Raw genomic sequence first — 14648 nt, forward strand, 5'->3', positions numbered from 1 at the left:
TTACGTCATGGCGCCGATTTGACATCAGCTTGCGGGCGCATAATAAATACGGCTAAAGCGTGCTCATTTTTTGAGTCTCGAATTTAGCCCGGTAAGCTGCTGCTTTCGGGCTTTTTTGTTTTTTGTAATACCCGAGAATGCCGGTGTCCCTCGACTGCCTTCTTCTCCTGAATAGATAACATGACCTCTCTCGGAATCGTTGCGCCGCAATCCATGTTTTTTTCCACGCCGCTGCCTTTGCAGAGCGGCGCGGAAATTACCGACTACACGCTGGTCTATGAAACCTATGGCACGCTGAATGCCGATCATTCAAATGCCGTGCTGGTGTGCCATGCGCTGAATGCCTCGCACCATGTGGCCGGCAGTTATAGCGAAGACGCCAGCACCAGAGGCTGGTGGGACAATATGGTGGGGCCGGGCAAGCCGCTGGATACTGATAAGTTTTTCGTTATCGGCGTCAATAATCTCGGTTCCTGCTTCGGTTCTACCGGCCCTATGCATGCCAATCCGGCTACCGGCAAACCTTATGGGCCACAGTTCCCGGTAGTGACGGTGGAGGATTGGGTGCAGTCGCAGGCGCGGCTGGCCGATGCGCTGGGCATCCAGCAATTCGCCGCCGTGATGGGCGGCTCTCTTGGGGGCATGCAGGCGCTGGCATGGAGCATCCTGTTCCCGGAACGCTTGCGTCATTGCGTGGTGATTGCCTCGACACCCAAGCTGACCGCGCAGAACATCGCCTTCGACGATGTGGCGCGGCAGGCGATACTGACTGATCCCGATTATCACGGCGGCGATTATTACGCGCATGGCGTGGTGCCGAAAAACGGTTTGCGCGTGGCGCGCATGCTGGGCCACATCACCTATCTGTCGGATGACGACATGGCGGTGAAATTCGGCCGCGACCTGCGTTCCGGTAGCTATCAATTCGGTTTCGGCATCGATTTTGAAATTGAATCGTATCTGCGCTACCAGGGCGACAAGTTCTCCGAATATTTCGATGCCAATACCTATTTGCTGATCACCAAGGCGCTCGATTATTTCGATCCGGCCAAGGATTTCGGCGGTGATCTGACCAAAACTTTATCGCATACGCGCGCGCAGTTTTTACTGGTGTCGTTTTCGACCGACTGGCGCTTCGCACCCGAGCGCAGCCATGAAATGGTGCAGGCGCTGGTCAATAACAAACGTATAGTTACCTATGCGGAAATCGATGCATCGCACGGCCACGATGCTTTCCTGCTCGACGATGCGCGTTACATGAGCGTGGTGCGGGCGTACTACGAGCGTGTGTACAAGGAAATCGATGGCGGCAGTCTGAAAGCGGGAGCGCAGGTATGAACTTCGAACAATTAAGCGCCTTGCGTCCCGATCTGGCTTTCATTGCGCATTGGGTAGGCACCGGCAAGCAGGTGCTCGATCTGGGTTGCGGCGACGGCGTGATGCTGGACTATCTGCAATCGGACAAGCAATGCAGCGGTTACGGGATTGAAATCGACGACGACAAAATTCCGGAATGCGTGCAACGCGGCGTCTCGGTGATTCAACGCGATCTGGAAGCAGGTCTGGCTATTTTTGCCGATAATTCCTTCGATACGGTGTTGTGTTTATCCGCCCTGCAAATGATGAAGAACGTCGAAGGCGTGCTGCGCGATATTTCGCGCGTCGGTCGCGATGCCATCGTTTCCTTTCCCAATTTTGCCTACTGGCCGCACCGGATTGCGCTGTTGCGCGGCCGTATGCCGGTGTCGAAAAGCCTGCCGTATGAATGGTACGACACACCCAATCTGCGTTGCGCAACGATCAAGGATTTCGAAGAACTGGCGAACGAGGTCGGACTGGAAGTGATCGAGTGCGTGGCCTTGCAGGATGGACAGCCAGTTTCCTTCCTGCCGAACTGGCGCGGCAGTCTGGCCGTATTCCGCCTGCGCAAGAAATAGCCGCAGCCTTACTGCTCGCTGCGCACAGTCCGGGTGTGCGTTCTGGCGGCCAGCCATAACAGAACGATCACCGGCAGGCCGAGCAAGGCGGTGGCGATGAAAAAATTGCTGTAACCGTAAGCATCGACATAGGTGCCGGAATAGCCGGCCAGGAATTTCGGCAGCAGCAACATCATCGAACTCAACAGCGCATATTGCGTGGCCGAGTAATCGATATTGGTCAGGCTGGATAAATAGGCAATGAACGCCGCGCTGGCAATTCCGCCGGCCAGATTGTCGGCAGAAATCACCAGCACCAGCATGCTGACATCGTGGCCATGACCCGCCAGCCAGGCAAACAGCAGATTGCTGGCGGAACTCAATATCGCACCCAGCGTCAGAATACGCATCATGCCGAAACGCATCGACAGCGCGCCGCCTATGAACGCGCCGAGCAGGGTCATCACGATGCCGAAGATCTTGGTCACCGCCGCCACTTCATCCTTGCTGTAACCCATATCGACATAAAACGGATTCGCCATGATGCCCATCACCACATCGCTGATGCGGTAAATGGCAATCAGCGCCAGGATCAGTACCGCCTGCCAGCGATAGCGCAGAATGAAATCGCGGAACGGGCCGATCACCACATCGTCCAGCCAGGCTGCCGCGTTGCGCGCCGGCGGCAAGATGCGCCGCACCGGTTCGGTGGAGAACAGGACGGTCAACACGCCTACCGCCATCGATGCCGCCATCGCCAGATAGGCAATGTGCCAGGCGCCGGCCTGATAAGTGCGGCCATCGATGACTTCAGCCCGCGCCGCAATCCACAGCACGCCGGCCCCGGCCCAGATCATCGCCAGCCGGTAACCGGTTTGATAGCCTGCCGCCAGCGCGGCCTGGCGATCGATATCGGCGGATTCGATGCGGAAGGCATCCAGCGCAATATCCTGGGTGGCAGAACCGAAGGCAACCATCAGCGCGCACCAGATGACGGGTTGTAGATCCAAACGCGGATCGTTGAATGCCATGCCGATCAAACCGGCGATGATGGCGCTTTGCGAGAGCAGCAGCCAGCTGCGGCGGCGTCCCAGCCAGCGCGTCAGGAATGGAATCGGCATGCGATCGACCAGCGGCGCCCATGCCCATTTGAATGCATACGCCAGGCCGACCCAGCTCAGATAGCCGATGGTGCTGCGATCTATGCCGGCTTCGCGCAGCCAGAAGCTGAGTGTGCCCAGGACCAGCATCAGCGGCAGGCCGGCGGAAAAGCCCAGCAGCAACATGCGTACGGTGGCCGGTTCGCGGTAGACCTTGAGAGTGTCTGCCCATGAGTGCCCTTGCGTACCGCTGTTGCGAAAAATCATGCTGCCTGCCTAGTTTGAGTGGAATGTCGGGGTATCGCCGACAGGGACAGATGCTGACACAAGAGCCGGCGTGCGACAAGAGCGGAGGTGTGCAAGCGAGACGCAGCCCGGCGCATGCCGGGCTGGTTCAAGTTGTTGTCAGGGAAACGGAAGCGCGAGGCGGAATGGGAAAATTTATCCGCGTGCCTTGGCCAGCACGTCGCGCAAGGTCACCGCCAGTTCCTCGGCCTTGAATTTGGCGGCATAGGCATCGGCTCCTGCGCCATGCACATGTACTTCGTTGCTGGTGCCGGACAGCGAGGAATGAATCACCACCGGGATTTTTTTGAAGCGTGCATCGCCCTTGATTTTCTTGGTCAGGGTAAAGCCGTCCATCTCCGGCATTTCAAGATCGGTCAGTACCAGCGCCACTTTATCGCTGATATCTTTTCCTTCTTTTTTTGCCGCGTCGCTCAGCTCTTCCAGCTTCTGCCACGCTTCCAGGCCGGTTTTAGTCATGACATAGGGAAGCTTCATGGCGTCCAGGCAACCGCTTATCAGCATCCTTGCCGAGGCGGAATCGTCGGCCGCGAGGATGAACGTTCCCGGCGGCAGGATAGGCGAATTGTCTATGGCATCCGGATCGATATCCGCCGTGCCGGATGGCATGACGGTACGTAAAATCTGTTCGACATCCAGTACCTGCGCCAGCCGTGTATTGTTCAGATCGGCATCGAGTTGCGCAATGCTGGTGATGGTGCCGCGACCGGCTGCGGCGCCTTCAGCGGCGCGCACCTGGCTCCAGTTCAGGCGCACGATTTCATCGACCTCCTCCACCGCAAAGCCCTGCACCGTACGGCCGAACTCGGTCACCATGAGGATGTTCAGCCCGGTGGCAGGCTTGCATCCGAGCGCGGCCGGCAAATCGATGACGGGAATCAGCTGGCCGCGGATATTGGCCATGCCGAGCATGTGCGGCGGTGAATTGGCGATCGACTTTACCGCCGGCATGGCCATCAATTCGCGTAGTTTAAAGACGTTGATGCCGTAAATTTCACTCTGCTCGGAGTGCGGGGAGACGCCCAGACGAAACAGCATCAGCTCGAATTTATTGTTGGCGGTCAGCGCCGAACGTTCGTCGACTTCATTTTGTGTTGCGTCCATCGTATCCCCATTGTTTTTATCGGTGGCGATTTCTTTGCTTTCGCCTGTCGTCGCTTTGCACTTTATTCTGCGCCAAAATGCGTTAGGTGAAGGTTAAATCTTATGTCATGCGCATTGCGGTTTATCATGGCTCCTCCTTTCTGTCTTTTTCAAACAACTTATTGCATGCTGATCATCACTATTAAACAGGGCAAGGAAAAAAGTCTGCTCGAACGCCAGCCCTGGATCTATGCCTCGGCAGTCGAACGGGTGGACGGCAAGCCGGCCGAACGGTTTAAATCGGGCGCCACCGCGCTGGTTCATTCTTCTTCGGGGAAATTCCTCGCGCGCGCTGCCCATGCGCCGAAATCGCAGATACGCGCTCGCGTCTGGAGCTTCGATCAAAACGAACCTATCGATCATGCCTTGATCAAGCGGCGCGTCAAAACCGCCGTACACAAGCGCATCGATGCCGCCAAGGGGAAAAGAATAGGCGCCGCCAAACGCCTGCCGCTGATCATAGGCGACGAAGACGAATTGTCGGGCCTGGTGGTCGATTGGTACGGTGACCGCGATGGCTTCCTGATTTGCGAGTTTCAGTCGGCCGGTGTGGATGCGTGGAAGGTCGCGATCGTACAATCGCTGATGGCGGAAACCGGTTGTGTGAATGTCTATGAACGTGCCGACGAACTGATACGCAAAGGCGAGGGTTTGCCGGTGACGTACGGTGTGCTGGCCGGCGATGAACCGCCGGACGATATGCTGCTGACTGAAAACGGCGTGCGCTATGCGCTCGACCTTAAAACCGGCGATAAGAAATTTTTTAAATAAAAGTTTTTCAAATAAAGGTTCTTCAAATAATGCCGACTCACGAATTCTGGCCGCATTCTGGTTTTGCCCTGGCGCAGCGCGACGATGAGGGTCGCCTGCTGTTGAGCGACGCTTTGCTCAGCGCCTGGTGGCACAGGCCGGAAGTCGCACCGATCGCAGAATCCTGCGAGCATGAACGCAGCCTGCATGCAGCCTTGCTGGCCGCGCCGCGTCGTGCGGTCACGGAAGCCGAGCTTGCTGCGTTGCAGGACGAGGATGCACGCGACAATTACCGCGTGTTGCTGGCGTGGCGCGATCGCCTGCTGGCCGCGCCTACGCTGGAAGCCGCCTATCTCGATATATTCCGCGCCGGTACGGTGACGGCACCGCCGGTTTTCATCGACCAGCTGGCGCAGATGATCGTGCACGGCATGCTGGCAGACAGCGAAGAAGCCTTGCAGGTGCGTGCTGCCGAATTATTCTTTCGTCCGCAAAAAGTGGCACTGGAAGACGGCGCCGTCATGCTGGCGGATGCGGCGACGGTGGACCTGCATGCCAGCGGAGGCAATTACGGCGATATCGGCAGACTGCTGATCGAAGCCAAGACCAAGCCGCGTCGTGTAGAACTCGATGTGATCGATCAGGAAAATGCCGCCACCTATTGGGCGCGCAATGAACGGCACGATACCGTCATCAGCTTCGCTTATGGTCGCGCGGCATTGACGGCCTTCTGCCGCGTGATTGAAAAATGGATAGATCATTTCTACGGTGTCGCCGTAGTGGTCAGGCCATTGCGTTCTATCGAAGCCAAACACTGGGCCTGGCATATCGGACTCGATGCAGAAGCGACCGGCATCCTGAATGATTTGTACGCAGGCGTGGAACTGGGCGAAGAACGCAATCGCCGCATCCTGTCGCTGTTCCAGCTGGATTTTGTTGATCCTGCCGTGGCGCGTGCCGATGTGGCCGGGCGCCCGGTGTATCTCGCCTGCGCGATGAATGCGGATGAAGTTTTGCGCATCAAGCCGCAAAATTTATTATTGAATCTGCCGCTGGCATCGATTTCCTGATTCGTTTTTTTGGGCCGATATGAGCGAACCTGGCATATCCGTTTCCACGATACAAGTGCCGATACGCAATCGCTACGATCGCATGGAATGGGCGGGTGCTTTCGGTGATCTGGGTACCTTGATTCCATTCGTCGCCGCTTATATCGGCGTATTGAAAATGAATCCCTTCGGTGTGCTGTTTGCTTTCGGTGTGTGCATGCTGGTATGCGGACTGTATTACAAGACGCCGTTCCCGGTACAGCCGATGAAGGCGATAGGTGCGGTCGCCGCATTGCAGGCAGTGCAGACTGCGGTCGTCACGCCGGCCGCAGTTTACAGCGCGGCCCTGGTGACCGGTGCTGTATGGTTGTTGCTTGGCCTTACTGGTTTCGCATCGCGCGTGGCGCGGCTGGTGCCACCTACTGTCGTCATCGGCATCGTATTCGGACTAGGCTTCGGTTTCATGCTGCAAGGTGTGAGGATGATGCAAACCGATTGGCTGATTGCACTGATAGGCGGCAGCGCTACCTTGCTCCTGATGGGTAATAAAAAATTTCCGGCAATGTTTGTGCTGCTGGCATTTGGCATCACGGTCGGCATCGTACAAAATCCTGCCTTGCTGACTGCGCTGAAGCAAAGCGGCGCAGCCTTCCATGCACCGACATTTGCGTTGACGAACATCTCATGGAATCAGTTTTTTGTCGGCGCTGTCCTGCTGGCCTTGCCGCAAATTCCCCTGACGCTAGGCAATGCCGTGATCGCGATCAAGGAAGAAAATAATCGCCTGTTTCCGCATAGGCCTGTGACGGAAGGCGGCGTATCGATTTCTACCGGCATCATGAATCTGTTCAGTGCATCGGTCGGCGGTGTGCCCATGTGTCATGGAGCGGGCGGCATGGCCGGACATATTGCCTTCGGCGCCAGAACCGGCGGTGCGGTCGTCATACTCGGTTGCCTGTTGCTGGTGCTGGCATTTTTCTTCAGCGACTCGGTCGAGGTATTGTTCCAGCTTTTCCCGACGGCAGTGCTGGGTGTGATTTTATTTTTGACTGGCGCGCAGTTGGCGCTGGGCAGCAGTGCTTTCCCTGCCGAGCGCAGCGGTCGTGTGGTGGTGTTGCTGACAGCGGCTTTGTGCATGTGGAATGTCGGCGTCGGCTTTATCGTCGGCATTGCATTGCATCATCTGCAGCAACGTGGCCGCATGCAGATGTAGGTGCGCTGTTTATTCCAGCCAACGCGCACGACTGGCAGAGATCGCAATCGCAATCGCCATCACGCCGATCAATCCCAGCGCAACCTGCATACCCCATCCCTGTGCCAGAAAGCCGATGATGGGCGGCCCGATCAAACCGCCGCTGTAACTGAAAGTCGCCACCGCCGCCAATGCCGTTGCACCATGACGACCGGCCGAGCTGAAGACGAAGGGAAAGACGGAAGCGAAGCCGGCGCCAGCCAATGCGAAACCCAATATCGTCAGCGGTATATTGAAAGCGGCTACCGCAATAAAAATTCCGCATGCAGCCAGCGCTGCGCCAACTGCAACGACGCGCCGCGCACCATAACTATCCTTCAGACGATCGCATACCAGTCGAGCCAATAACATCAAGGCAGCGAAACCGGCATAAGCTAGCGGCGCAACGCCGTCATGCGCGCCCATCCGGTCCTTCATGAAGACGCCGCTCCAGTCGGCAATCGAGCCTTCTGCCACTGCGCCGCAAAAACCGATGATGCCCAGCGCAACCAAAGGGCCATGTGCAATCGCGAAATATTGTTTGCTGGTTGGTTTCTCAACCTGCTCTGGCGGCAAGGCTTGATAGGCGATATACAAAGGGAGCAACAAGGCGAGCGCGGTGACGCTGAAATGTACAACGGGCGTAATTCCGAAGCCGGCCATCGCGCTGCCGAATAAAGCGCCGCTTACTGCGCCTACGCTGAACCATGCATGCAAGAGCGACATGGTGGAGCGGCCGGCAAGTTTTTCATGGGCGGTACCGATTGCGTTGATGGCGACGTCGAAGCAGCCGGAAGCGGCACCCAGGGCAATCGCGGCAATGACCAGCCACAGCATGTTGGGTGCGAGTGCGAGCGCCGGTAATACAACGATCAAGCCCAGGCCGGCATACCAGGCTGCACGTCGTCCGCCAAATCTGCCGACCAGCCACGCGGCCAATGGAAATGAAGCGACCGCGCCGAAACCGCCACCCAGCAAGACCATGCCCAGTTGCGCCGGGCTCAATTGCAATACATCGCGAATTGCCGGAATGCGCGCCGCCCATGATGCATAGATCACACCCAGCAGGATGAAGAGAAAAGGTGTGGCTGCCGACTGTAAACGGGGGAAGCGCGATGGCGCGGGCAACAGGGTTTGGGTGGACATGAGGTAGTCGTGCGGGGACGGCGAACTGGCGCAATGCTGAATTGTATTGTGTTCAACCGAGTTGCGTACGGCGACATGAGAAAAAGACAGGTACGCAGTTGTGTACCTGTCTTTCATTTGCATATCGGTGCTGAATGGCTGGTATTACGTTTTGGATAATTTCGGCTGCGCAGGATCTGCTGTCAGATAACCAACGGCTGCACTGAATCTGTCGTTGTAATTAGCCTTGATCAAGGGATCCAATGTGTTCTTGACCTTGCTGTGCAACTTGCCGCTCCAGTCGCCTGCATGCTGGAAGTTGCTCATGATGTAAGTCCAGCCATTGATTTCATCGACGGCATGCAAGCCGGTCGCTTCGGCACCGGATGGCATGGACATGATGCGCACCAGTTTTTGTGTATCGACGTTGTATGCCCACAGAAAATTATTCACATGTGTGCTGCTGTCTTCACCGATGAAGAGCGTACGCATTTTTTCCGAGAATTTCAGATTGTCCGGGTTGGCAATCTTGTCGGGATTGGCGAGATTGCCCAAGGCATCGGCGGCGATGTCTTCACCGATCAGCAAGGCGCGGGTTTGCACCGGCACCCACTCGCTGGCAATTGCTGCGCCACTGTTATCGCGTTGCCCGCCTGTCAGCTTGTGCGCGAAGATGCCGCCGGCAACGATGGCTTTATCGACAGTGATGCCGCTGGCCGGATTCCATGCCGGATTGTTTTTTACCATTGAACTCTGGATATTCTGCAAGGCCGAGTAAGCGATCTTGTCCTTGATGTTGACAGTCGTGCCTTCCATCTTGGTAAAGCCCATGCTGGCGCCGATCAGATTTGCGTAGCGATGCGTTTCCAGGAAGGCCGCGGCGCGCTCCATGCCCGGTTTGAGTTTGACCCAGTTCGCGATGCCATCCGCGTACAGCTTGGTGTAACTGGCATCGGCCGGATCGGTTTTGACGCTGCTCATGATGTCGGAAGGCTTCAAGGTATTGGCCAGCTTTTCGATTTCTGCACTGCGCGCGTGTCCCAATTTAATCCAGCTCAGTGCAGCGCCCGGTGCGGTTGGATCGACCGAGAAGCCGGCGCCGACCTTGGCGACATACAAAGTACCTGCCGACAAATCTTTTTCCTTATCGGCGATGAACATGAAGAAGCCGCCATTGGTGTAATCGTCGCCCATCAAGACGGTGCGATGGTCCGGCATGACTTGTATCAGTTCGTGCGAGATGCGTCCCAGGCAGTAATGCTTCTTGATGCTGCCGCTGCCATCGGGATGGACGGTGACTTCCGGCAGGTGGCCATAGTGATACGGATTCGCCTTGTTCTCGTCGCCGAACAGATTCTTGCTGAATTTTTTGAAGAAGGGATTGTCGCTGATGAATTGCGCATCCGGTTCGTATTCTTCGCTGGACAGATGCGTATTCCATGGCGACAGGCTGGCGCCGCAGGTAATCCACAAGCCATGCACGCTGGACGTATCGACGTTGTGATATTTGACCAGGCCGAGTTTGCCGTTGCCTTGATCCTGATCCAGCGTCAACACCGCAATCGGCGACGGCAAGGTGCCGTAAGCGTTGTTCTTGCCGCTTGCAGCGCCGAGCTGATCGCGCGTCGTGTATTCAAATTGCACCACGGCGAAGACGGCCTTGCCCTTGATGTTGCTTACCGTTGGATTGGCCAGCGAAAGTAATGACGTGCCATCCGGCGCATCGGAGAAGATTTGTCTTTCCATGCCGGCGATGGAACGATCGATGATGGCTTTATTGTTGATATCAAAGTAACCGCCGCTCAATATTTTTCCGCCCTTGCCATCAGCTACTTGTTCGCCGGTGATGAAGAAGGGTTGATACGCGAGTCGGTAACTTTTTATCGATCGATCGCTGTAATGCACATTGAGCGTAGAGCTGACAGTCGTAGTCGCCATTGCTGCGGCATCGGCCAGCGTTGGTGCAGGCATGGAGGTAAATGTCGTCGCGACATATTCAGCTGCAGAGGATGTAGTCGGCGTGCTGCAGGCAGCGAGCAGTGCGGATGATGCGCCCAGCGGCAACAGTGGGGCACTGGCGAGGAATTTGAGTGTTTGACGGCGTGCGAGATGAGGTAGATCGGGCATGTTTATTTCCAGAGTAAGTTGAGACGATCTCCGCGTTATTCGGAATTATAAAAATACTTTATGACCGCTACGTGAAAAGTAGTCAACAAACCGTTTTCATTGATGAAAATGAACTGCCGTATCGTATCAATGTCATATTCCATATCGGCAATTTGCTTCCAGTGAAGGCGTGACAGGCGCTTGCGTGCGGCGCAGACTGAACCCGGTTGTTGTCAGCATTCCATCTAAAGGAATCAATATGACTTCCATGCAAAAATTCGTCGCAACGACTGAAGAATTACTCGCCGCAAGCCGCGACACCACAATACAAAGCATCGTCGTACGCAGTGCTTTATCTCAGGTTCCATCCTTCCGATTGTCTCCCGGGCAGAAGCTGATAGGCGATGAGCATCAGGGCGCGATTTTCTTTGCCGCTGGCAGCGATGGCCTCCAGTTAAGTTCAGATAATGAAGTCGCCGATATTCGACTGGAAACTTCGGTCGACAAGCGTGTGATCTTTAACGATACCAATGTTGATAGCCTGGGTCTGATGACAATCGCAGGCGTGACCGCGCTTGGTCAGGTGCAGATTCTGGCGCGTGACAAGGTGCGCAGCGGACATGTCGATGTGGATGGCCTGGATATAGTCGCGGCTGATGCGCGAGCGCGTAGCGATAGGCCGCATGGTTTTGGCGTCTATGTAACGCAAGGTGCATTTACGCTGTGGAATATGCAAGCTGATGCGAAGCTTGTCATCAGTGCGGAGCTGAGAGGTTTGTCCGTAGGACGTCCTGCTGCGCCGGTGCTGGGCAGCGGCATTTTTGTCAGTGGTGCAGGTTTTGAAGGCGGACGACTCACTGTGCCCTTGCTTGAAACAGATGCCGTCTACAGCGATGGCAAAATTGCACCCGGCACACCGGATGTCATTACCGGCGGTGTGTTTGCCGTGTATGGCGCTTTTGTCGATGTCGTCCACAATCTGGGGCCGGTCGTGACCTACGGCGTCAATGACATGGTGCTCGACAATTGGGGCAATGTGGATAGATGGATCGCCGAAGAAAAACTCACATCCTACGGACCAAGCGGAATTGGCTTCGTCAACTTTGGTGTGGTGAACGAGTTGCAAGTCAACGCTCCGATTGAAACCTTTGGACAAGGTGCGCGCGGTTTCAATGTCTATGACGGCACAGTCAATTTTGCGGAATTCGATCGCATCACGACGCATGCAGATGGCGCAGTCGGTATCCAGGTCAGTCAACCCATAGGAAGCCTGATGGTGCATCGTGGCATAGAAACCTTCGGTGCAAGCGGCGACTCTTTGGTGAAAGGTGTGGTCGTCACCTTGTCGGCAATTGCATTGAGCATCAAGCCCGGCGGTTCGGTGCGTGAAATTGCCATCGATGGCGGCATTGTGACAAATGGCAAAGGCGTTACGCCGCTTGAATTGCATGGCGCAATCGGAATATTGCGCATCGTGGGTGGAATCAAGGCCGCTGCTTGAGTTGCCTGGCGCAAAAGGAGGGTGAGATTTGTCCGCGAAAAGATGGGACGACTGGATAGTGTGCCCTTCTAATCTCTTCTAGGTGAAGAGATTAGAGGTGTTGGATGCGGATCAAGTTGTTACGTCGTTTTGTACGTAATGGTCAACGGTGCGTGGTCACTGAAGCGCTCATCCTTGTAAATTTCTGCCGCATGCGCGCTGGATGCGAGTTCCGGCGTCGCCACCTGGTAGTCGATACGCCAGCCTACATTCTTTGCATAGGCCTGGCCGCGATTGCTCCACCACGTATAGCACTCTTCCGTTGTGCCTGGATGCAGATGACGATACACATCAACCAGGCCCACTTCATCGAATACACGTGTCAGCCATTCGCGCTCTGCCGGCAGGAAGCCGGAGTTCTTGCGATTGCCCTTGTAATTCTTCAGATCGATTTCATTGTGCGCAATATTCCAGTCGCCGCAGATGACGAACTCGCGTCCCTGCGCTTTCAATTCCTGCAGATGCGGCAGGAAGACATCCATGAAGCGGAACTTGGCTTGCTGCCGTTCTTCGCCTGATGAGCCCGATGGGCAATACACCGAGATCACGCTCAGATTGCCGAAATCGCATTGTACATAGCGGCCTTCCGCGTCGAATTCCGGGCAATTAAAGCCGATCTGCACATTGTCCGGTACGGTCTTGCAATACACACCAGCGCCGGAATAGCCTTTCTTCTCGGCGTAGTGGAAGTAGCCAAAATAACCTTCTGGTGTCAAAAAGTCGGACGTCATATCCGCTTCTTGTGCCTTCAATTCCTGCACGCAAATGTAATCGGCAGAATGCCTGGCCATCCATTGGAAAAAACCTTTTTTAGCGGCGGAGCGTATGCCATTCAGATTGGCGGAAACAATTTTCAACATGGCGTCGTTCAAAAAAAATGAGGCGCTCAGGATAACCGATTCGCGGCGCCCGGTCTTCAGCATGCCCCGTTGCGGGCGGGCATGCCATTTGCATTTAAAGGTATGTGCATCCGATAACGATTTAAAATGTGGCTTTGGTCGCGCAAATAGCGACAATTTTCGTCACTTTTACCCGTTATGGAGTTGGTTTGAACAATTTACGGCAAGAATTCATCAAGTTTTCGGTTGATACCGGCGTATTGCGTTTCGGCGAATTTGTGACCAAGGCCGGTCGCACCTCGCCTTATTTCTTCAACGCCGGTTTGTTCAACCAGGGCGGTACGCTGGCGCGCCTGGCAGATTTTTATGCGCAGACGCTGATCGATTCGGGAGTCGAATTCGATATGTTGTTCGGCCCGGCCTACAAAGGCATCACGCTGGCTTCGGCGACCGCAGTGGCGCTGGCGAACAAGGGGCGCGATGTGCCGTTTGCGTTCAATCGCAAGGAAGCCAAGGATCACGGCGAAGGCGGCACGATGGTGGGCGCCAAGTTACAGGGGCGCGTAGTGATCATCGACGACGTGATTTCCGCCGGCACCTCGGTGCGTGAATCGGTAGACATGATACGTGCCGCAGGTGCGACGCCATGTGCAGTATTGATTGCACTGGATCGTATGGAACGTTCGGGCGCGGATGATGCATTGTCTGCGTATTCAGCGGTGCAGGAAGTGAGTAACACCTACGGTATGCCGGTGGTATCGATAGGCAATCTGTCGGACTTGTTTGAATACCTGTCGAATGCGGGAGCGGATTCCGAACAGGCGCAGTACAGGGATGCCGTCTCCGCCTATCGCAAAAGGTATGGTGTGGCCTAACAGCAGTTTTTTATTTTTGGGGAGTGAAATGAAAGGTGCGGCCAAGACACTGTTTTTTCTCTCGATATTCATCGCGTCGGGTGCGCATGCAAAGATTTTCATGTGCAAGGACGCCTCTGGCCGCACGCTTACCTCCGATCGCCCCATCCCCGAATGTGCCGATCGCGCCGTGCGCGAATACGGCAATAACGGCGTCGTAAAAAGAGACATCGCCGCTCCGCTCACCGCAGAGCAAAAGCGTGAAAAGCAGGCGCAGGAAGACAGGAAGAAAGCGGAACTTGCTGCTGCCGAAGAGCAGAAAAAATCCGACCGCGCACTTTCCGCCCGCTATCGCAGCGAAGAAGATATCGCCACTGCGCGCAAGCGCGATAGCGACATCGTGAGCGAACACATCGCGCAACAGAAAAAATCCATGGCCATCGCCGACAAGGACTGGAAAGATGCGCACGCTGCAGTCGAAGCGCAAAAGAAAAAAGGAGTCGTGCCAGCGGGTTTGCAATACAAGCACGATCGATCGGAGAAAAGCGTGCGTGAATTGAAGTTCAGGCTGAGCGAAAGCGAACTCGAGCTGGCGCAAGTACATGCGAAATACGATCTGATCTTGCAGCGTTTTCGCGAGATAACAAAAACCGCTTCAGCGCGCTAGTTCTCGCTTGTAATCAAAGTCA

The 14648-nt window shown here is 55.7% G+C and carries 13 protein-coding genes; 8 read left to right on the top strand and 5 right to left on the bottom strand.

The window, feature by feature from the left end:
• Positions 1–180: 180 nt before the first annotated feature.
• Positions 181–1338 (top strand): homoserine O-acetyltransferase, encoded by a 1158-nt coding sequence (locus ACIQW9_RS13230; protein WP_402337663.1) that lies wholly within the window; start codon positions 181–183, stop codon positions 1336–1338.
• Positions 1335–1937, top strand: coding sequence for a methionine biosynthesis protein MetW (gene metW, locus ACIQW9_RS13235; protein ID WP_402337664.1), 603 nt, complete (start codon positions 1335–1337; stop codon positions 1935–1937). Before ACIQW9_RS13230 ends, metW begins: the two co-directional genes overlap by 4 nt.
• An 8-nt stretch (positions 1938–1945) precedes the next feature.
• Here metW and ACIQW9_RS13240 read toward each other — a convergent pair whose 3' ends face one another.
• Both ACIQW9_RS13240 and ACIQW9_RS13245 read right to left on the bottom strand, forming a co-directional pair.
• Positions 1946–3283, bottom strand: coding sequence for an AmpG family muropeptide MFS transporter (locus ACIQW9_RS13240; RefSeq protein ID WP_402337667.1), 1338 nt, complete (start codon positions 3281–3283; stop codon positions 1946–1948).
• Positions 3284–3457: 174 nt separating this feature from the next.
• Positions 3458–4426: a chemotaxis protein gene (locus ACIQW9_RS13245; protein ID WP_402337669.1), complete on the bottom strand. Its 969-nt coding sequence runs from the start codon at positions 4424–4426 to the stop codon at positions 3458–3460.
• A gap of 165 nt (positions 4427–4591) precedes the next feature.
• Here ACIQW9_RS13245 and ACIQW9_RS13250 point away from each other — a divergent pair, with 165 nt between their 5' ends.
• From ACIQW9_RS13250 to ACIQW9_RS13260, 3 genes are read left to right on the top strand one after another with little or no spacing between them, the layout of a single operon-like run.
• Complete coding sequence (locus ACIQW9_RS13250; protein ID WP_402337672.1) at positions 4592–5236, top strand: SAM-dependent methyltransferase; 645 nt, start codon at positions 4592–4594, stop codon at positions 5234–5236.
• Positions 5237–5265: 29 nt separating this feature from the next.
• Positions 5266–6285, top strand: a complete 1020-nt coding sequence (locus ACIQW9_RS13255) for a DUF6352 family protein (protein ID WP_402337674.1) — start codon at positions 5266–5268, stop codon at positions 6283–6285.
• Between the two features lie 19 nt (positions 6286–6304).
• The gene (locus tag ACIQW9_RS13260; protein ID WP_402337677.1) at positions 6305–7477 is read left to right on the top strand and encodes a putative sulfate/molybdate transporter; all 1173 of its coding nucleotides are present in this window, start codon (positions 6305–6307) and stop codon (positions 7475–7477) included.
• A 9-nt stretch (positions 7478–7486) separates the two neighbouring features.
• On the opposite strand, the gene ACIQW9_RS13265 is transcribed toward ACIQW9_RS13260, so the two are convergent.
• Both ACIQW9_RS13265 and ACIQW9_RS13270 read right to left on the bottom strand, forming a co-directional pair.
• A complete protein-coding gene (locus ACIQW9_RS13265; RefSeq protein WP_402337678.1) occupies positions 7487–8641 on the bottom strand; it encodes an MFS transporter in 1155 nt (384 codons plus the stop codon).
• A gap of 144 nt (positions 8642–8785) precedes the next feature.
• Entirely contained in the window at positions 8786–10747 is a 1962-nt protein-coding gene (locus ACIQW9_RS13270; protein WP_402337681.1) for a PhoX family protein, read from the bottom strand.
• Between the two features lie 238 nt (positions 10748–10985).
• Here ACIQW9_RS13270 and ACIQW9_RS13275 point away from each other — a divergent pair, with 238 nt between their 5' ends.
• Positions 10986–12227: a hypothetical protein gene (locus ACIQW9_RS13275; RefSeq protein WP_402337683.1), complete on the top strand. Its 1242-nt coding sequence runs from the start codon at positions 10986–10988 to the stop codon at positions 12225–12227.
• 119 nt (positions 12228–12346) lie between these two features.
• Here ACIQW9_RS13275 and ACIQW9_RS13280 read toward each other — a convergent pair whose 3' ends face one another.
• The gene (locus tag ACIQW9_RS13280) at positions 12347–13126 is read right to left on the bottom strand and encodes an exodeoxyribonuclease III (protein WP_402337685.1); all 780 of its coding nucleotides are present in this window, start codon (positions 13124–13126) and stop codon (positions 12347–12349) included.
• A gap of 188 nt (positions 13127–13314) precedes the next feature.
• On the opposite strand from ACIQW9_RS13280, the gene pyrE reads away from it, so the two are divergent.
• Complete coding sequence (pyrE, locus tag ACIQW9_RS13285) at positions 13315–13980, top strand: orotate phosphoribosyltransferase (RefSeq protein ID WP_402337688.1); 666 nt, start codon at positions 13315–13317, stop codon at positions 13978–13980.
• Positions 13981–14008: 28 nt separating this feature from the next.
• Positions 14009–14626: a DUF4124 domain-containing protein gene (locus tag ACIQW9_RS13290; protein WP_402337690.1), complete on the top strand. Its 618-nt coding sequence runs from the start codon at positions 14009–14011 to the stop codon at positions 14624–14626.
• Positions 14627–14648 lie beyond the last annotated feature (22 nt).

Source organism: Herminiimonas sp. NPDC097707 (assembly GCF_044761395.1).
Classification (GTDB): Bacteria; Pseudomonadota; Gammaproteobacteria; order Burkholderiales; family Burkholderiaceae_D; genus Oxalicibacterium.

Excerpts from the sequence above, each read along its gene's own strand:
- ACIQW9_RS13230 (WP_402337663.1), top strand. The coding sequence starts at position 181 with ATGACCTCTCTCGGAATCGTTGCGCCGCAATCCATGTTTTTTTCCACG.
- metW (WP_402337664.1), top strand. The coding sequence starts at position 1,335 with ATGAACTTCGAACAATTAAGCGCCTTGCGTCCCGATCTGGCTTTCATT.
- ACIQW9_RS13240 (WP_402337667.1), bottom strand. The coding sequence starts at position 3,283 with ATGATTTTTCGCAACAGCGGTACGCAAGGGCACTCATGGGCAGACACT.
- ACIQW9_RS13245 (WP_402337669.1), bottom strand. The coding sequence starts at position 4,426 with ATGGACGCAACACAAAATGAAGTCGACGAACGTTCGGCGCTGACCGCC.
- ACIQW9_RS13250 (WP_402337672.1), top strand. The coding sequence starts at position 4,592 with ATGCTGATCATCACTATTAAACAGGGCAAGGAAAAAAGTCTGCTCGAA.
- ACIQW9_RS13255 (WP_402337674.1), top strand. The coding sequence starts at position 5,266 with ATGCCGACTCACGAATTCTGGCCGCATTCTGGTTTTGCCCTGGCGCAG.
- ACIQW9_RS13260 (WP_402337677.1), top strand. The coding sequence starts at position 6,305 with ATGAGCGAACCTGGCATATCCGTTTCCACGATACAAGTGCCGATACGC.
- ACIQW9_RS13265 (WP_402337678.1), bottom strand. The coding sequence starts at position 8,641 with ATGTCCACCCAAACCCTGTTGCCCGCGCCATCGCGCTTCCCCCGTTTA.
- ACIQW9_RS13270 (WP_402337681.1), bottom strand. The coding sequence starts at position 10,747 with ATGCCCGATCTACCTCATCTCGCACGCCGTCAAACACTCAAATTCCTC.
- ACIQW9_RS13275 (WP_402337683.1), top strand. The coding sequence starts at position 10,986 with ATGACTTCCATGCAAAAATTCGTCGCAACGACTGAAGAATTACTCGCC.
- ACIQW9_RS13280 (WP_402337685.1), bottom strand. The coding sequence starts at position 13,126 with ATGTTGAAAATTGTTTCCGCCAATCTGAATGGCATACGCTCCGCCGCT.
- ACIQW9_RS13290 (WP_402337690.1), top strand. The coding sequence starts at position 14,009 with ATGAAAGGTGCGGCCAAGACACTGTTTTTTCTCTCGATATTCATCGCG.